The sequence below is a fragment of the Brevundimonas sp. Soil_N_31 genome (genome assembly GCF_057655995.1).
Map to the genome: position 1 here is coordinate 69,569 of NZ_JBDGLE010000002.1, position 14,068 is coordinate 83,636.

General features: G+C 66.2%; 12 protein-coding genes and 1 pseudogene. 5 read left to right on the plus strand and 8 right to left on the minus strand.

The genetic code is table 11. From position 1 onward, the window contains the following. Window positions 1–6: 6 nt before the first annotated feature. From AC3A3G_RS03250 to AC3A3G_RS03260, 3 genes are read right to left on the minus strand one after another with little or no spacing between them, the layout of a single operon-like run. Entirely contained in the window at window positions 7–846 is an 840-nt protein-coding gene (locus tag AC3A3G_RS03250) for a protein NO VEIN domain-containing protein (RefSeq protein ID WP_289648007.1), read from the minus strand. Window positions 847–886: 40 nt separating this feature from the next. Then, complete coding sequence (locus AC3A3G_RS03255; RefSeq protein ID WP_289648008.1) at window positions 887–1,312, minus strand: type II toxin-antitoxin system VapC family toxin; 426 nt, start codon at window positions 1,310–1,312, stop codon at window positions 887–889. Continuing rightward, window positions 1,312–1,554 carry a type II toxin-antitoxin system Phd/YefM family antitoxin gene (locus tag AC3A3G_RS03260; RefSeq protein WP_289648009.1) on the minus strand — a complete coding sequence of 81 codons (243 nt, stop codon included), beginning with the start codon at window positions 1,552–1,554 and terminating at the stop codon, window positions 1,312–1,314. Before AC3A3G_RS03260 ends, AC3A3G_RS03255 begins: the two co-directional genes overlap by 1 nt. 70 nt (window positions 1,555–1,624) lie before the next feature. On the opposite strand from AC3A3G_RS03260, the gene AC3A3G_RS03265 reads away from it, so the two are divergent. Further along, the gene (locus AC3A3G_RS03265; protein ID WP_289648010.1) at window positions 1,625–1,771 is read left to right on the plus strand and encodes a hypothetical protein; all 147 of its coding nucleotides are present in this window, start codon (window positions 1,625–1,627) and stop codon (window positions 1,769–1,771) included. Between the two features lie 16 nt (window positions 1,772–1,787). Here AC3A3G_RS03265 and AC3A3G_RS03270 read toward each other — a convergent pair. Next, window positions 1,788–1,838, minus strand: a pseudogene (locus AC3A3G_RS03270) (hypothetical protein); the annotation flags it as partial. Between the two features lie 1,026 nt (window positions 1,839–2,864). On the opposite strand from AC3A3G_RS03270, the gene AC3A3G_RS03275 reads away from it, so the two are divergent. Further along, window positions 2,865–3,530: a hypothetical protein gene (locus tag AC3A3G_RS03275; protein WP_487487532.1), complete on the plus strand. Its 666-nt coding sequence runs from the start codon at window positions 2,865–2,867 to the stop codon at window positions 3,528–3,530. Here the strand turns inward: AC3A3G_RS03275 and AC3A3G_RS03280 are convergent. Further along, window positions 3,500–5,530 (minus strand): M3 family metallopeptidase, encoded by a 2,031-nt coding sequence (locus tag AC3A3G_RS03280; protein ID WP_487487533.1) that lies wholly within the window; start codon window positions 5,528–5,530, stop codon window positions 3,500–3,502. The two genes, AC3A3G_RS03275 and AC3A3G_RS03280, sit on opposite strands and share 31 nt — an antisense overlap. 609 nt (window positions 5,531–6,139) lie before the next feature. Here AC3A3G_RS03280 and AC3A3G_RS03285 point away from each other — a divergent pair. The 3 genes from AC3A3G_RS03285 to AC3A3G_RS03295 all read left to right on the plus strand — a co-directional run bounded on the left by AC3A3G_RS03285 (window position 6,140) and on the right by AC3A3G_RS03295 (window position 10,079). After that, entirely contained in the window at window positions 6,140–6,910 is a 771-nt protein-coding gene (locus AC3A3G_RS03285; protein WP_487487534.1) for a hypothetical protein, read from the plus strand. A 75-nt stretch (window positions 6,911–6,985) separates the two neighbouring features. After that, window positions 6,986–7,519 (plus strand): hypothetical protein, encoded by a 534-nt coding sequence (locus AC3A3G_RS03290; RefSeq protein WP_200167343.1) that lies wholly within the window; start codon window positions 6,986–6,988, stop codon window positions 7,517–7,519. Between the two features lie 49 nt (window positions 7,520–7,568). Beyond that, window positions 7,569–10,079, plus strand: a complete 2,511-nt coding sequence (locus tag AC3A3G_RS03295) for a hypothetical protein (RefSeq protein WP_200216040.1) — start codon at window positions 7,569–7,571, stop codon at window positions 10,077–10,079. 24 nt (window positions 10,080–10,103) lie between these two features. Here AC3A3G_RS03295 and AC3A3G_RS03300 read toward each other — a convergent pair whose 3' ends face one another. From AC3A3G_RS03300 to AC3A3G_RS03310, 3 genes are all read right to left on the minus strand, one after another. After that, window positions 10,104–11,612 carry a type IV secretory system conjugative DNA transfer family protein gene (locus AC3A3G_RS03300; protein WP_200167347.1) on the minus strand — a complete coding sequence of 503 codons (1,509 nt, stop codon included), beginning with the start codon at window positions 11,610–11,612 and terminating at the stop codon, window positions 10,104–10,106. Further along, window positions 11,609–13,042, minus strand: coding sequence for a hypothetical protein (locus AC3A3G_RS03305; RefSeq protein WP_200167349.1), 1,434 nt, complete (start codon window positions 13,040–13,042; stop codon window positions 11,609–11,611). Before AC3A3G_RS03305 ends, AC3A3G_RS03300 begins: the two co-directional genes overlap by 4 nt. Before the next feature lie 92 nt (window positions 13,043–13,134). Beyond that, a complete protein-coding gene (locus AC3A3G_RS03310; protein WP_200167351.1) occupies window positions 13,135–14,055 on the minus strand; it encodes a hypothetical protein in 921 nt (306 codons plus the stop codon). Between the last annotated feature and the right edge of the window lie 13 nt (window positions 14,056–14,068).

Genomic DNA, 14,068 nt, shown 5'->3' on the forward strand with positions numbered 1-14,068 from the left:
AGTCTACTATAAGAAGTTCGCCTGATAGCTGGTCGCAATCAGCGACACATGCGCTTCCAGCGGCGGACGCAGCTCGAACGCCTTCGGCTCTCGCGCGAAATTCCACAACCGCACCAGCCGCCACTCACCGCGGCGCTCCTCGGCAACGGCCAACTCATTGCGCGTGATGTGAAACGGCGTGCGCTCCCAGCCATTGGTCGTCTTCACCTCGATCAGCCGATCGCGGCCGTCAGTGTCGAAGCTCAGGATGTCATAGCCGGCGCCATCGCCATCGAGATGCGATACCCAGCGGATGCGCTCAACGAGATTGGTCCGGCCGGCGGCGAGTAGGTTGGCGCGCTCGTGGGCGAGGACACGCTCTTCGCCCGCACGACCTAGCGCGCGATTGCGGGCATCGCGCTCGGCCACATCGTACTTCCGGGCGATGAAGGTCATCTGCTCGAGTTCGTCGGGCGGCGGCGCATTGCTGTGTGTCGGCGGCGGGCCGATCCACAGTATCGCTTTCTCCCGAAGCGCTGACGGTGACGGACCTGTCGCCATCCGTGCGACCGGTACGAGCCAATCCGGATCGCGCTCGAGCCAGCGCACTACTGCGTCGACGAGCGAGGCCTGGAAATTGAAGGCCGGCTTGTAACCTGGGATCCAATCCTCACCGAGCCCCTTGAGCACAGCGCTGATGTTCTGATGCTTGTATTCGATCGAACCGCGGCGCCGATCGATCACGGCCTGCAGCAAGCGGTTGTGCTCAGCCTTGCTGTAAGGCCGCCCGGCGATGTCATCGCCAAGCATCGCGAAATAATCCGCCACGATTGCGTCGTTCTGCTCGTCGGACCAGTCACCGGCCATGGTGGCTCCCGAGCGCCGGCCGAAATGGAAGAAGCCCGGATCATGCCAGCAACTGCGCCGGCACGCCGAGCGCAGGTCCGGCGTCCGCGAGCCGCTGGTCGAGCGTATGCACCGTGGCGCCATGCTCCGAGGCGATGGCGAGATGCAGCGCGTCACCAGCACGAAGGCCAAGAGCATGCTGATCGGCAAACTTCGCCGCCGCCCGGAATTGCCCGCCCGTCACGAGCAGCACAGTGAAGCTCTCGGCGACGAGCTTGTTGAACATGGCCATTGCCGCCGCGCGTTGCTCGAGGCTGATCTGTCGGGTCCGCAGCTTGATTGCCATGGCCGAGGACATCTCGGTGACAGTCCAGTCGCTGATCAGGAGTTGCGTCGGGTCCTGTTCCGCCAGCCAGGCTTGAACGCGCGGCGTCATCGCTTCATTGGAGAGCGCCGCGACGATCAGCGACGTGTCGAGATAGAGCATCAGTAGCGGTCGCCATCCCGCATCGACCGCACGAGATCGGCGGCACTCTGAGATTGGGGCGGCATCGCTGCCGTCAGCGACTGCAGCAGTGCGGCATCGATCGGCTGGCGCGGCCTGGCCACGGCGGTAAGCCGTGCGACCGGCTTGCCGCGACGGGTGATGTCGATCGAATCGCCCGCCTCGACCCGGTCGACCAGCTCACTCAGATGAGCTTTGGCGTCCGCTAGATTGATCGCGTCCATGTCACGCTCCTGACCATGTAGATAGTCATTTAGCGCGTGTGGCTTAAGAATTCCAGCAGGAGGTTTGCCGATGCGGCATGTTCTCACCCGGCAGCAGCTTTATGACATGATCTCGGAACGCGCGGTATCCAAGGTGGCGCCCGAGCTCGGCATCTCCGATGTGGAGCTGCGCAAGCGATGCGTGAAACTAGGTCCCACACCACGCAACGCGGCGTGAGATTGAAGCGGCGAGGAAAGTCACCGCGTTTCTCCGTTTCGTAGATTGTGCTGTCGGCGAGCGGCACGATAGTTGGAGGATTTCTGATGTGGCCAGACCTTGCCTGTTCGCGTAGCCGCCGGATTCCGCCGACGTTGACGGTATTTTCGCCGCAATCTGAGTTCGGGCGTCAGAGATGGAACAGCGCGCAAAGAGCCGATAGTAGTCGATAGATGGCTTGCGAAGGTCGGCGGGAATTCCTCAACGATATCAGCAGCGTAGATTTCTGACGGGTCCTGGGCCGGTATTACTCGAACGCAAAAATATTTTTGGAAATGAATTCAGTTGGTTAATATGACCCCGAACAATCGAGTGGGAATGATTCAGGCCTTTCGGAAGCTTTCGAAATCGCCCATAAACCACTGACCTAAAAGTGAATTTATACAAGACCCTTCGAAGCCTTTCGGAGGGTCTCTTTTTTGTGATACCGTCGCCTCTGACGGTATCGCCGGCCGTTGCCCAGCCGACTCTGGGCCCATGCCTCTCGACTTTGATGCCGGATATCCTGATGGCGCTGAAGACCTGCGCCGGGAACTCGCGCTACATTTTGCCGTCGCGCTACGATGCCGACGCCCCGATGTCGCGAGCCGCCTTCAATCGGGTGACGTCGGCCATCGCCGAGCACGCCTGGCTACTATGCTTGAACAGCCAGCTGTGTCGATCGCTTCGACCGGCCTCTACGGGCTCTCATCAGTGGATCCCAAGTGGCAATTTTTGCTCGACAAACTGAGTTTCGCCATCGAGCGTTGGGGCGAAGTGTTCTTGGGAGGGCGCAGTGGATCAGGGCTGGACAGGAAAGACCTATGATCCTGGCTTCGACGTCTCCTATCGGACGGCTGAATCCATCCGGGCTCACCCGGATTTCCCGCAGGCGAGGCGGACCTACATCCGAGAGGTCCTGGCGCTATATGGAGACGACCCGTTCCACAACAAGCTCCTGATGGCGGCGGCGCGGATGGTGGTCTTCGCCGTCGCCATCTGCCTGGAAGCAGGACATCGCGAGGAGGACCGCGCGACCTGGCCCACAGTCGGCAATCTCAAGGCGGCCTTGGCGATGTTCGGCCTGACCAGCCCGCGGCGGATCGATCACATTCTCGGCCGCCTGGTCCAGATCGGATACCTTGAGAGCCGGCCGTCGCCGGTCGACGGGCGCGTGCGTCTGCTCCGGCCGACGGAGCGGATGCTGGACCATGATCAGAACTGGCTGACGGCTCACTACGCGCCGCTCGCCTGCCTGTTCGGCGAGGCGGACTATCGTTTGCCGCTGGCGCGGAACCGCCAATTCCAGCAGGTTCAGCGCGGGATTGCGACAGGCATCTTCATGGAGTCGGCCATGGTCCTTCTGCAGAACCCCGGCATCATGCTCTTCCTTGGTCGCGACTCCGGAATTCTGGTGCTGCTGGAGATGGTCAAGGCGTCGATCGACGAAGGATCGGCGACGATCCCCTTGTCGCTGTCGAGCCTGGGCGCGCGTTTCGCCGTGTCTCGTACGCATGTTCGCCAGCTTCTGCTCGACGCCCAGGAACAGGGGTTCGTCGATATCGATCGAAGCCATCGACGGACCACCCTGCAACCGGCCCTGTTCGAATGCCTTGATCGCTTCATCGCCGAAGGCATGTCCAATCACGATCGGACGGGCGCCGCGGCGCTGCGCGCCTTGGATCAGGGCGCGCAGCCTGAAGACCTGGATCAGGGCTCGCGGGCGAGGCGCGCCCGATAGGCGTCGAGATTGGCGGGGCGGCCGAGGAAGTCTTCCACCAGCTGGGCCGCCGGCCGTGACGAGCCCGGCGCCAGAACGCGCTCCCGATAGCGGCGAGCCGTCTGCGGGTCACGCAAGCCGTCAGCTTCGAAGACGGTGAACAGGTCGGTCGAGATCGTCTTGGACCAGAGGTAGGTGTAGTAGAGCGCCGAATAGTCCGTCAGGTGGCCGAAGTTGTTCTCGGGGTGAACGGTCTCGGGCTGAAGCGCCAGAGCGTAACGGTTGTTGGCCTCGCGCGCGGCGCGGCCGAGGTCTGCAGCCGGGGCCCCTGTGTGCAGCCCCAGAGACATTGCGGCGTAGCCCATCTGGGACCGGTCTCCGAACGCCTCGGCGAAGCCTCGCGCGCGGTTCATCCGTGCGACCAGGCCCTCGGGGATAGGCTTGCCGTCCGCATCGACGGCGAATTGGCGGAGGGTTTCATAGTCCCAGACCCAGTTCTCCAGCATCTGCGATGGCGCTTCCGCGAAATCCAGCTCCATGCCCAGAAAGGGGCTGTGGAGCGCCCACCGGCCCTTGCCGGAGAACATGACGTGAAGCAGGTGCCCGAACTCGTGCAGGAAGGTCTCGACGTCGCGGTGCTCCATCAGGCCTGTGGCGTGATCTCCGGCAGGGAAGTTCGCCAGCAGGACGGCGACGGGCAGGGCGCGGCCTTCCAGCCCGACCCGGACGGGGGCCACGGCGGCGTGGCTGTACTTCCCCTCGCGCGGATGATTGTCCAGATAGAAGCGGCCGATCACCTGATCGCCCTCGAGGACTTCGTACGCCTCGACGTCGTCCGCCCAGACCGGCGTGTCCCAGGGACGGATTTTGACGCCGAACAGGTCTTCGGTCAGTTGGAAGACGCCGCCGCGCACATTGTCGTAGGCGAAGTAGCGCCGGACCTCCTGCGGATCGACGGCGTAGTCTTCCTTGCGGAGCAGTTGCTGGACGTACTGGACGTTCCAGCCCATCAGCTTGTCGGTGTTCAGCCGCGCGGCCATCCGAGTGTAGTCGCGCCGGGCGGGAGCCAGGGTCGCCTGATCCAGATCGGTCAGGAAAGCGCGCGCCTTCTCCGGCGATCCGATCATCTTGTCGGCGGTGGCCAACTCGGCGAAGTCCCGGCGTCCCAGCAAGGTCGCCAGTTCGTAGCGCAATGACAGCATGCGAGCCAGGATTTCGGCGTTCTCAGGCGCCCGGTTCTGATAGGCTTCAGACAGCCGACGGCGAACCGTTTCGTCGCGAGCGTACATCATCACCGGCGCCAGGTCGGGGTATTCGGTGGAGATGCGGATCAGGCCGTCGTCGCCGACCGGATGGTTGGCGATATAGTCGGCGGGCAGGCCCTCCAGCTCCTCAGGGCGGACCGTGACCTCAGCCCGGGCCTTGTTGATGTTGTCCTGGAAGGCGAGCGTGGCGCTCGTAATCCCTTCCTGCAGCCGCAGGATTTCGGCGCGGGTCGCTTCGTCGCGATCGACGCCGGCGTCGCGATAGGCGCGCAGCGTCCGTTGAAGATAGAAGGCGGCCTGGGGATCGCTCGCAGCGTCGACGGCGCTCAGCCGGTCATAGATGGGGCGCGACAGGTTGATCGACGACGTCGCGTCGCCGACGCGTTGGGCGCAGATCAGCCCTGCCTGGCGCACGGCGCCGTCCACATGGGCGTTGCCGATCAGCATGGCGTCGTTGGACAGCGAAAAGGCGGTCAGGATCAGGTTGTCATAGCGACGGAACGTGCCTTCCACGGCGGCGGGGCCGGTTTCACCTTCCAGCTCGGCGCGTTGGGCGGCGATCCGAGCCAAGCCGGCGTCGCATTGAGCGGTCATCGCGGAAGCGTCTGACGGGAAGGACACGGGCTGGGCCAAGGCCTGGTCGATGTCGCCGGGCGTCGGCGCGTTCTGGGCCAGGGCGGGTGCGGCCAGCATCAATGCGCCTGCGGATACGCCGACGGCCAGGCGGCCCACGCGAGCCAGGATCTGAGTTTTCATCTTGCTTCCCCCGTTTCCAGCGAGGGGTAGCGGGAAGGGGAGGGCGTCAACAATGGCGGAATTTGCGTAGATTTCCGATGCGCTCCGAATAGCGTTGGCCTCCTGCTCCCCACCAGACGGGTACGTCAACGCGCCACGTGAACGACGTCCTTTTGCTGAACATCTCGTATTGCTTGGGTGAGGTGCTCGACTGGGCCCCGGCGGAGCACGCGCCTGAAGACGCAAAGCTCAACGCTTCAGAAAATCTTGAGGACAGCGTCAAGACTTCGCGGAGCGCGCGCCTATGCCTGTCTTCGCTTTGAAGCGGAAGGCGCCGGCATGACAAAACCAACTGACCCATTCGATTCCTTAAGCGCCTCGAGACCGGCGAAGAGCGCCATCGGCGGCTTCGATCGACCCGTTTCAAGGATGTCTCGGGGCGCCCGCGCTCTGCTGGCGACCCTGCTTTCGCTCGCCGCTTGCAACTCGCCATCGGTCGCGAACGACAACGATGAGACGACCTCATCGCCCGAAGGGAGGGCGGTGAGTTGGCAAGCGGCTCCGAGGCTCGAAGCGGATTCGCAGATCAGACCGGGGCCGGGCTTGTCGGCGCAGGAGCGGGCCTCCGTCATGCGCGCGGCGGGGTTCTTCAACCCGCAAGCCGACAGCCGCTGGACCTGGCGGGATCCCGACGACGCCGAGACTCTCTGCGAGGACGTATGGGCCGAGATCGAGAAAGTCCGGGATCTGAACGACGACGGCCAGTTGGAGGCCGTTGTGAAGGCTGACGGCGACCAGTGCTGGGGCATGAACCAGCATTTCGTCACGGTCCTTCATCGTACGAGCGGAGGATGGGCGTCGCTGATCGCGTTTCAGGCGCGGTTCGCCAACTACGGGTTCCATCCCCGCCCCGGCATCGCCTGGCCGGATATCGAGATCGCCAGCGGCGAGGAGACCGGGTGCGTGGATTTCCAGCGCTGGAACGGTCGCTCCTACATTGATGGCGGCGCCTCCGACGAGGGCCGGGTGTGCGCCTTGACGCCGGAGGGACGCGCCGCCGGAGGCGCGCACGCGCCAGCGGAGGGCGCCGCGGTCTTCCCGCCGATCGAGAAGGGCTACTACGCCATTGGCGTCACTTGCGCCGAAGCGGCCGCTGATCCAACCGGCGTGCTGATGTATTTGGACGAGGCGCGGGTGGCGTCGTTCGATGGCGGCTGGCGCGTCCAGGGCGTCGAGGCGCTAGGCGGCGATCGCTACCGCTTCCGGGGTGCGGACATGGTCATTACGGTCTCCAGCCGCACGACGTTCACAGACGAACACGGCGACCGCCACACCCATTGCCCGACCGGACAAATACCCCGCAGCGAGCGCGAAGACTGGGGCGACCTTTCGGGACGATAACCGCTCTAGCCACTTGGGGGGATGGCGGAGTGCGGTCTGGCCGCAAACCTAGAGACAGGGACACGGGGGAAAATCGTGGGATCACACTACAATCGCCGAGATCGGGACGACGACATCCTGTTCAGCGTGGCGCCGGCTCCCTATCCGGGAGACAAGGCCGCCGAGCAGATCATGATGTTGGGCGTAGGAGCGATATGCGTCGGCGTCCTGTTGCTGCTGTTCGTGGTCGGGATCGCCTTCATCGGGCTGGGGATCGCCTGGATCGTGCAAAGTCGAAAACTTAGGGCGCGATGGAGGCGGGAGAACGAAGGCCGCAAACCCAAGGACATTCTGGTCAACGCATCCGGCGTCGTGGTCGATGGCTGCGCCTATGCAGCCGCCGACATCGCGGAGTTCGTCGTGACCCATCCGGACGCCGCGACGGGAGGCCGGACGGGGGCCGCTGTCGTGGACCTCAAGAACGCCCAGATCGCCGTCAGCTATCAGGCGTGCTTGCGCCTGCGCTCGGACAGCCGTCCGATCGTCCTGGTCGACGGCCTCACTCAACAGACCGCGAGCGCGCTGGTCCGGGACATGGCCGAGGTGCTCGTCATCACGCGGAACGCGTGACGACCCCTGTCGATTGGTTCTACCTTGGCTGTTCACTGCGGAGAATCCGATGTCCGAGTTCCGCGTCTCCCTGCTTCAGTTCGGCGTCGCTTTGACGGGCGCTCTGCTATTCCTGATCGTGACCGCCGTTCTGATCCGGGGACTGCATCCGGCGTTCGAGCGCGGACTGGTCTGGTTCAGGCCGGGTTTTCAGTGGCTGGATCGCGCGCTGGCGCTTGCCGTCGCGCGGTGGGTCGGGCTGGATGAGGAAGGGCGAGCGCGCCGCTGGGGACGTCTGTTGGTCGTGCTGCTGGGGGCCGGCGTGTTCGGGGCGCTGTTGCCGCCGCTGATCGGCGCGCCGGTGTTGGTTCTGGGGTTGATCGCCGTGCTCGCCGTGTTCCGGCGCTGGGCCTGGGACGAGGAGGATCGAGCCGCCGGCCTGGATCCGGATCGGCGGCGGGCGCCCGGGAGCGAGGACTACAACAACGAACTCCTCGTCGCCCTGTCGGCGGTCTTCATGCTGGGCAGCCTTCTGGTCTGGAGATTGACGGGTTTGCACTTCTTCAACGCCGGCTCGGGGATCGGCGTCCTGGAGTATGTGACCTACGTCGCTTCCGAAGCTCTGGAGGCCCTGCCGATCGTCGGCAATGTCGAGGTGCTGGGCTACGACAATCCGTCCGGCGTCCAGGCCGTGCTTCCGACCGGCGGGTGGGTCGCCTTCGTTTTGCGCATGGCGCTGGATGTTCTGGTCATCGGCGGCTTGCTCCAGGCGCTCGCCGTCGCGCGCCGGATTGCGACCGGCGAGGATCTGCGGCGACACGAGGAGGCTCTGCGCGCCGCAGACACCGAGGATCGGGCCTACGCCGCGCTGGAAGCACTCGCGGACTTGGCGCGTCGCGGCAACATCACAGCCCTGGCTCGGCTTGAAGCGGTCGCGCTTCCGTTGGACGGGGGCGCGCGTCACGAGGTCTTCAAGCGCCGAGCCGCTGCGGATATGCTCCTGAACCTCTACGAGGACGGCTCCGTCGTCGGGGTTTCGGGGCTGAACGCCGCGCTCCTGACCTATGACATCTTGATCACCCCGGAATTGCAGCGCGAGGCGCCTCTGCAGTGGGCGAAGTCGGTGGCTGCACGGGCGCACGCCGCCTACCTGCTGGGCATGCTCGTGGGGGGCGAACAGGGGCGGCGACGCCTGATCGAGGCGCGCGACGGCTTCAAGCTGGCGGCCCAGAGCCTGTCCATTCTCGAGGCGCCGCGGCTGGCGGATCGGGCGGAGCTCGGCTACTGGGCGGTTCAGGTCGAGGCGCTCCATCAGGTCGAAGCGATCCCGCCGGAGCATCCGCCGCTGCTGATCGCGGACATCCAGGGGTTCATCGACCGCATGGGGGCGGACGGGGAGGCCGAAGTCGTCGCCGAAACCCGCAGACTGGTCGCGCGGATCGGAACCTGGATGCAGTTGCGCGGCATGACGCCCCCTGCCGTGTCCGCGGCGACGCCAGGCACGCCCCTGGCGCAACTGGATCAGGCCGTTGCGACCATCTTGCAATTCGGCCGCGAACCTTCGGACGACGCCCTCGAACGCCTGGATCGGACGATCCGGGATCTCGAGGCGCTTTATGCCCAGGCGCAGGTTGCCGCCGTGCGATCCGACGCCGCCCTGCGTCTCGCCCAGGCCTGGAGCGCTCGCGCCCGTGCGGTGACTTCTTCGCGGCAGGATGCGATTGGGCAGATTGAGAGGTGGTGCGAAGCGCTTGGTCCCGAGGTGGGCAAGGCGCCGCGGGTCAGGGCGGTCGTGCGGGAAATCCAGGCGAACCGCTTTGTGCTGGAGGCCTCGACCAAGCCTTTCGGGCCGAAGCGAGACGCTCTCACGGAACGGGCGATCGAGACTTATCGACAGTTGGTGAACGACCCCGACCTGGGCAACGATCCTCTGTCGAACGAGGCGCGGGCCAACATGGCGATCGCCCTTCTAAATTTCGCGGAGGGCGCTCGCCCCGACCTCGCGCGAATCCGGCTGGAGGAGGCGGCCCAACTCGCCGAAAGCCTGGCTGAGACGGCGGACCCGATGGCGCGGGCGTCGGCAGCCCTCACCGCGTCGAACGTCCGGCGAGACCTCGCGCCTCTCAAACCGCAGGATCGGCGGCGTGAGGTGCTGGACCGAGCGATCCGCGACGCCCAGGCGGCGGTCGACGGCTTCGCCGGGCTGGGAAACGAGGAGGGACGGTTACTCGCCATGCGGGCGCTGGGCTTGTCGCACTTGGACCAGGCCGTGCTGGAAGGGGCCGGTCCGGAGGCGGATCGACATGCGCGCAAGGCGTTCCCAGCCTTGGAATTCGCCGTCGCGCATCTCGACCGGGATCGGAACCTGGGCCTGTGGTTCAAGACGGCGCATGCCTTTGCGGATCTGGCGACCCAACTGGGGGCGCAAGACCGCAATCGGGATAGGCTGACGAGGGCGCAGATGCTGCTGGGCGAGCTGCGTCGGCTATGCGTCGGCCCGCTGGAAGCCCAGGCACCCTACATCGACAAGTCTTCGGCGGCCATCGATCGGGCGCTGCTGGATTGGGGCGGCCAAGCCTGAGAGCGACGACCCGGAAGCGGGCGATCAGCTGGAGGTTGATCTGGCCCTGAGGCGCGCTAGGACTTCCGCCGGCGTGTCGGGTTCGACGACCGGCAGTGAACGCTCGAACACGCGCAGAACCGGCTTGGACCTCTGCACCGGACGAGACGGATCGTGGAAAGGATTGACATCATACAGGCCGGCGAACACCGGGTCGGCCCGGTAGTTCGGCAGTCGGGCGATCACCGGCATATCTCCGGACAACTGCAGCAGAATCTCATCGTCCTCGAGGTCCAGCAACTGCTCGGGCGAGCCGAAGCCGACCAGGCGCGCCATCGACTCGGCCGCCAGCATGGTGTTGGCTCCGAAGCACTGCACGGCGCGGCAGTTGTTGACCATGGTCTGCCAATCCCGCGGGTAGAGATTCTGCAACTGGCTTGAATCCTGCCAGAAACTCCAGGTCTGCAGGCCGTAGCCGCGCATGAGGGTGATGGCCCGCCGCAGGTCGTCGAACGCCCCGAGCTGGGCGGCCTCGTCAAGGATGAACAGCGTCGATTTCGGCGGCCGGCCGCTGCGGCCTGAGATCAGCGTCATCAAGGTGTGCACCCACAGCCGCAACAACCGGCCGTGGCTTTCGAGCATGTGCGGCGGCAGCACCAGATAGATCGACAGCGGATCGCCGCGCTGCACCGCGCCGAGGTCGAAGCTGGTTGTTCTCAGCGAGGGGGCGATCATTCCCGAACGCGCGATGTCGACGAGATTCTGGGAGAAGGAGAGAATCCCGCCGAGGGTCGAGACCGCGCCGATCCGGAGCATCCGGCCGATGTCGCGCGCCTCGGCGTTGCGCGAGGCCTCCAGCGCCGCCAGCACGGTGCCGCCCAGACTGCTGACAGCGTCCCGGCGTTCGGTCGCGGCGCTGTAGAGTCCGATCTCGCCGACCGCCTGGTTGACCAGGGTGCGCACGGTCTCCAGGCAGCGGCTGGCGGGCGGGAGGTCGCTCATCACGTGCAGCACCACGCCGAGGACGAACGTCGCCCCGCGTTCGCGCCAATAACCGCCGTCGCTGGCGTCTGTCTCGACATCAGGATTGGCCAGGGCCGAGACCATGGCCATGGCGTCATCGACGAGCGTCGAGCTCTCCGGGTCCAGGATGTCGAGCGGGTTCAATGAGGCGGAGGGCAGGCCGGTCACGCCCATGGGGTCGATGACCGCCACCTCCTGCCCGAGTTCGCGCCGACGGCGTACGGTCATCAGGGCGTTCTCGCCCTTGGGATCGACGACGATGACCGGTCCGTCGAAGCGCAGCAGGGCCGGGACGATGCAGCCGGTGCCCTTGCCGGCGCCGGTTGGGGCGATGGTCATCAGGTGCCCCTCGCGTTCCATCAGGATAGGCGCGACCACAGCCGCCGCCGGGGCGGCGGCCGCGGCGGCTCCGAACTTGAAGCCGATCGGCTGGCGTCGGTGCCAACGCTCAAGGGACCAGCCGACAATCAGGCCCGGCTCGTCGATGCTGTCGGGCAGGGTTAGCTCACTATCGATCGGGATCAAGCTCATGAGATCGCTTCCTTCGGTTCCAGAATGACGAAAAAGCCGTCCATGCGTTCGCTCAGCACAGGGACGCCGTCGGCCAGCAAGGTGTCGTCGATCATCTCAACGAAGCCGTCCGGGGCCAGGGCCAAGCCGGTCGCGAAGAACCCTTGCCGGTGACAGACCACCAGCAGGAACAGCCAGCGGCCCTCGGCGTCGAAACCGGCTGGCTCTATGGCGCGGGCGTGGCCCGTGCAGAGGTCGCGCAAGAGGGCGGCGTCCGCCGCCCGGTCCGCCAAGTCCTCGAAGGATTCCGTCGGCTGGAATCTCTCCCCCTCATGGCGAACGCAGTTCATGAAGAGCCGTATGTAGTCCAACCGCGCGCCCTCGTCCTGAAGGTGCGGGCCGACGGCTTCGTTCAGCTCGTGGATCCAGGCCGAGGTTCCGTCGACGGCCAGAACCTTGTTCTCGGTCAGTACGAACGAGGCGATTCCGGTCGCGCCGCCGCTGACCCGGCCTTGGGTCTCGATCAGCATCACGCCGCCGTGGCAGCGCAGCGCCAGGGTTCGGACCCGATCGCAGAAGCCGGCCAGCGGGAAGGGCGCGCGCGCCGAGCCGACGCGGTGGTGCGCGCCGATCAGGCGCAGTACCTCGGCCGCCGCCTCGGGTTTCAGGTCAGTCCAGTCCCCAGGCATGCCGGGCGATCGGCTCCACGGCTCACGCGGGCAGCGCACGGCGTTCGCCAGCCGCGCGGCGTCCACCGGGGTCAGGGGCCAGCCTTCGTTGCGCGTCTGCGGCCAGGCGAGGGCCAGCTTGCCGGACCACACCGCGCCCGCCATGGGGGGCAGATCATCCAGTTCGCGACCGACCACCATGCGATAGGCGTCCTGGGCGGCGACATGGAAAACCGGGTCCGCGGTCACGCCGTCGATGAGCATCGGAGGAAAGGGCTTTTCGCCCTGCACCGGAAGTTCGAGCTTCTGAAGCAGAGGCATAAGTTCGCTCAGGCGTGGGCCCAGCTGGGCGTTGGGAGCGATCTTCAGCAGTCGCTGCACGCGCCGGAGCTGCTGAGCGTCCCGAAGCAGGCGGTTCTTCAGCGCGCCGTCGGCCGCGGGGAGCGCCTGCATCAGCTCCGCCACATGCCCAAGGAGATAGCCGGCGACCTCGGCGTTGGGCCACATGCGCTCGGTGAGGGTGAAGAAGCGCCCGCCAAGATCAGTCGGGGTTAGAACCCGGGACGAGTTGCGCAGGGGCGCTTGAGCGACCGCCTCGGCCATCTTGCGGCACACCTTGGCCTCCTCTGCCAACGTCCTGCGCGCTTCGGCGGCATCGCTCTCGATCGAGTCGAGAAAACTCGCGGCGAACCGGAGCGCATCGCCGGCGAGCACGCCCACGGTGTCGCCCTCTCGGCGGGCGGGATCGAGCTCCGGCGTTTGCGGAGCGGCCTTGGCGTGCATGCTTTTTTCTCCTGTCGTGGACGATATCGAGGACGCCTCGCCGGCTGGGGCGCCGTCAAGGAGACGGATGCGCATGGCGGTTCCTTTCAGAGTCAGGTTCGTCCAAGGGGATTGCGGACCAGGCCCAGGCCGGAGGCGATCAGGCCCGCGCCCGCGGCGAGCAGAAGCCACGGCCCGATCTCGACCGAGATGAGCGCTTCCGCCCGGGCGGCGGCGGCTTCGCCGAGCGGGTTCATGGCCGAGAACAGGCCCAGGATCGCGGACCGCAACAGGAAGGTCAGGCCGCCCGCGAGGATGGCGGCGGCGCCCGTCGCCAGTTCCCAGGGGCGCAGCGCCGCGCCCGCCCAGGCCTGCCAGATCAGCCACAGGGCTGCGAGCACGGCGGCGAAGCGCAGGATCAGAGCGGTGTCCACCGTCTTCAGGAAATTCACCGCGCCCAGGCCCTTGCGGATTTCGGCGCGTTGCTCCTCCAGCGATGCGATGCGGTCGCCGACGTTGCCATAGCCGTAGACGCTGTCCGGGGCGCCGGAACCGCCGCGCGCGGCTTCGGTCTTGAAGCGGGCGAGGTCGCGCTCCAGGTCGGCCAGGCGGCGCCGGCCGTGCTCGGCCTGCTCCAGGTTCAACCCCGCTGCGGTCGTGACCTTGTCCAGCCCCGGCTGGGAAACCGTCAGCGCCGGCGAAGACAGGGCCGGCAGGAAGAAGGCGACCAACACCAGGATCGCCAGAGGCAAGGCCAAGGTTCCCTTGAACAGGCCGATGACCTTCTCGCCCCCGGACGACCGGGCCAGGGCCTCGACCGAAGCCGCGCCTGCGCCGACGCCGGCGAAGGCGCCCACGGCCGGATAGACGTCGCGCGCCGCGCCGCCCTCGACCTCGAAATCGACGCCGGCTCCAACGGAGGCGGGCCGTTCGCCGCGCCAGTCGGCGATGTCATAGCGATAGCGCTTGCCGTCGTCGCCCGTGATGGCGCCGGTCAACTCCCCGGCTGCGACGCCCAAAATCTTGCCCTTCATGGTTCTTCCTCCT

Coding starts and splice junctions, on each gene's coding strand:
- AC3A3G_RS03250 (WP_289648007.1), bottom strand. CDS start 846: ATGGCCGGTGACTGGTCCGACGAGCAGAACGACGCAATCGTGGCGGAT.
- AC3A3G_RS03255 (WP_289648008.1), bottom strand. CDS start 1,312: ATGCTCTATCTCGACACGTCGCTGATCGTCGCGGCGCTCTCCAATGAA.
- AC3A3G_RS03260 (WP_289648009.1), bottom strand. CDS start 1,554: ATGGACGCGATCAATCTAGCGGACGCCAAAGCTCATCTGAGTGAGCTG.
- AC3A3G_RS03265 (WP_289648010.1), top strand. CDS start 1,625: ATGCGGCATGTTCTCACCCGGCAGCAGCTTTATGACATGATCTCGGAA.
- AC3A3G_RS03275 (WP_487487532.1), top strand. CDS start 2,865: ATGTTCGGCCTGACCAGCCCGCGGCGGATCGATCACATTCTCGGCCGC.
- AC3A3G_RS03280 (WP_487487533.1), bottom strand. CDS start 5,530: ATGAAAACTCAGATCCTGGCTCGCGTGGGCCGCCTGGCCGTCGGCGTA.
- AC3A3G_RS03285 (WP_487487534.1), top strand. CDS start 6,140: ATGCGCGCGGCGGGGTTCTTCAACCCGCAAGCCGACAGCCGCTGGACC.
- AC3A3G_RS03295 (WP_200216040.1), top strand. CDS start 7,569: ATGTCCGAGTTCCGCGTCTCCCTGCTTCAGTTCGGCGTCGCTTTGACG.
- AC3A3G_RS03300 (WP_200167347.1), bottom strand. CDS start 11,612: ATGAGCTTGATCCCGATCGATAGTGAGCTAACCCTGCCCGACAGCATC.
- AC3A3G_RS03305 (WP_200167349.1), bottom strand. CDS start 13,042: ATGCACGCCAAGGCCGCTCCGCAAACGCCGGAGCTCGATCCCGCCCGC.
- AC3A3G_RS03310 (WP_200167351.1), bottom strand. CDS start 14,055: ATGAAGGGCAAGATTTTGGGCGTCGCAGCCGGGGAGTTGACCGGCGCC.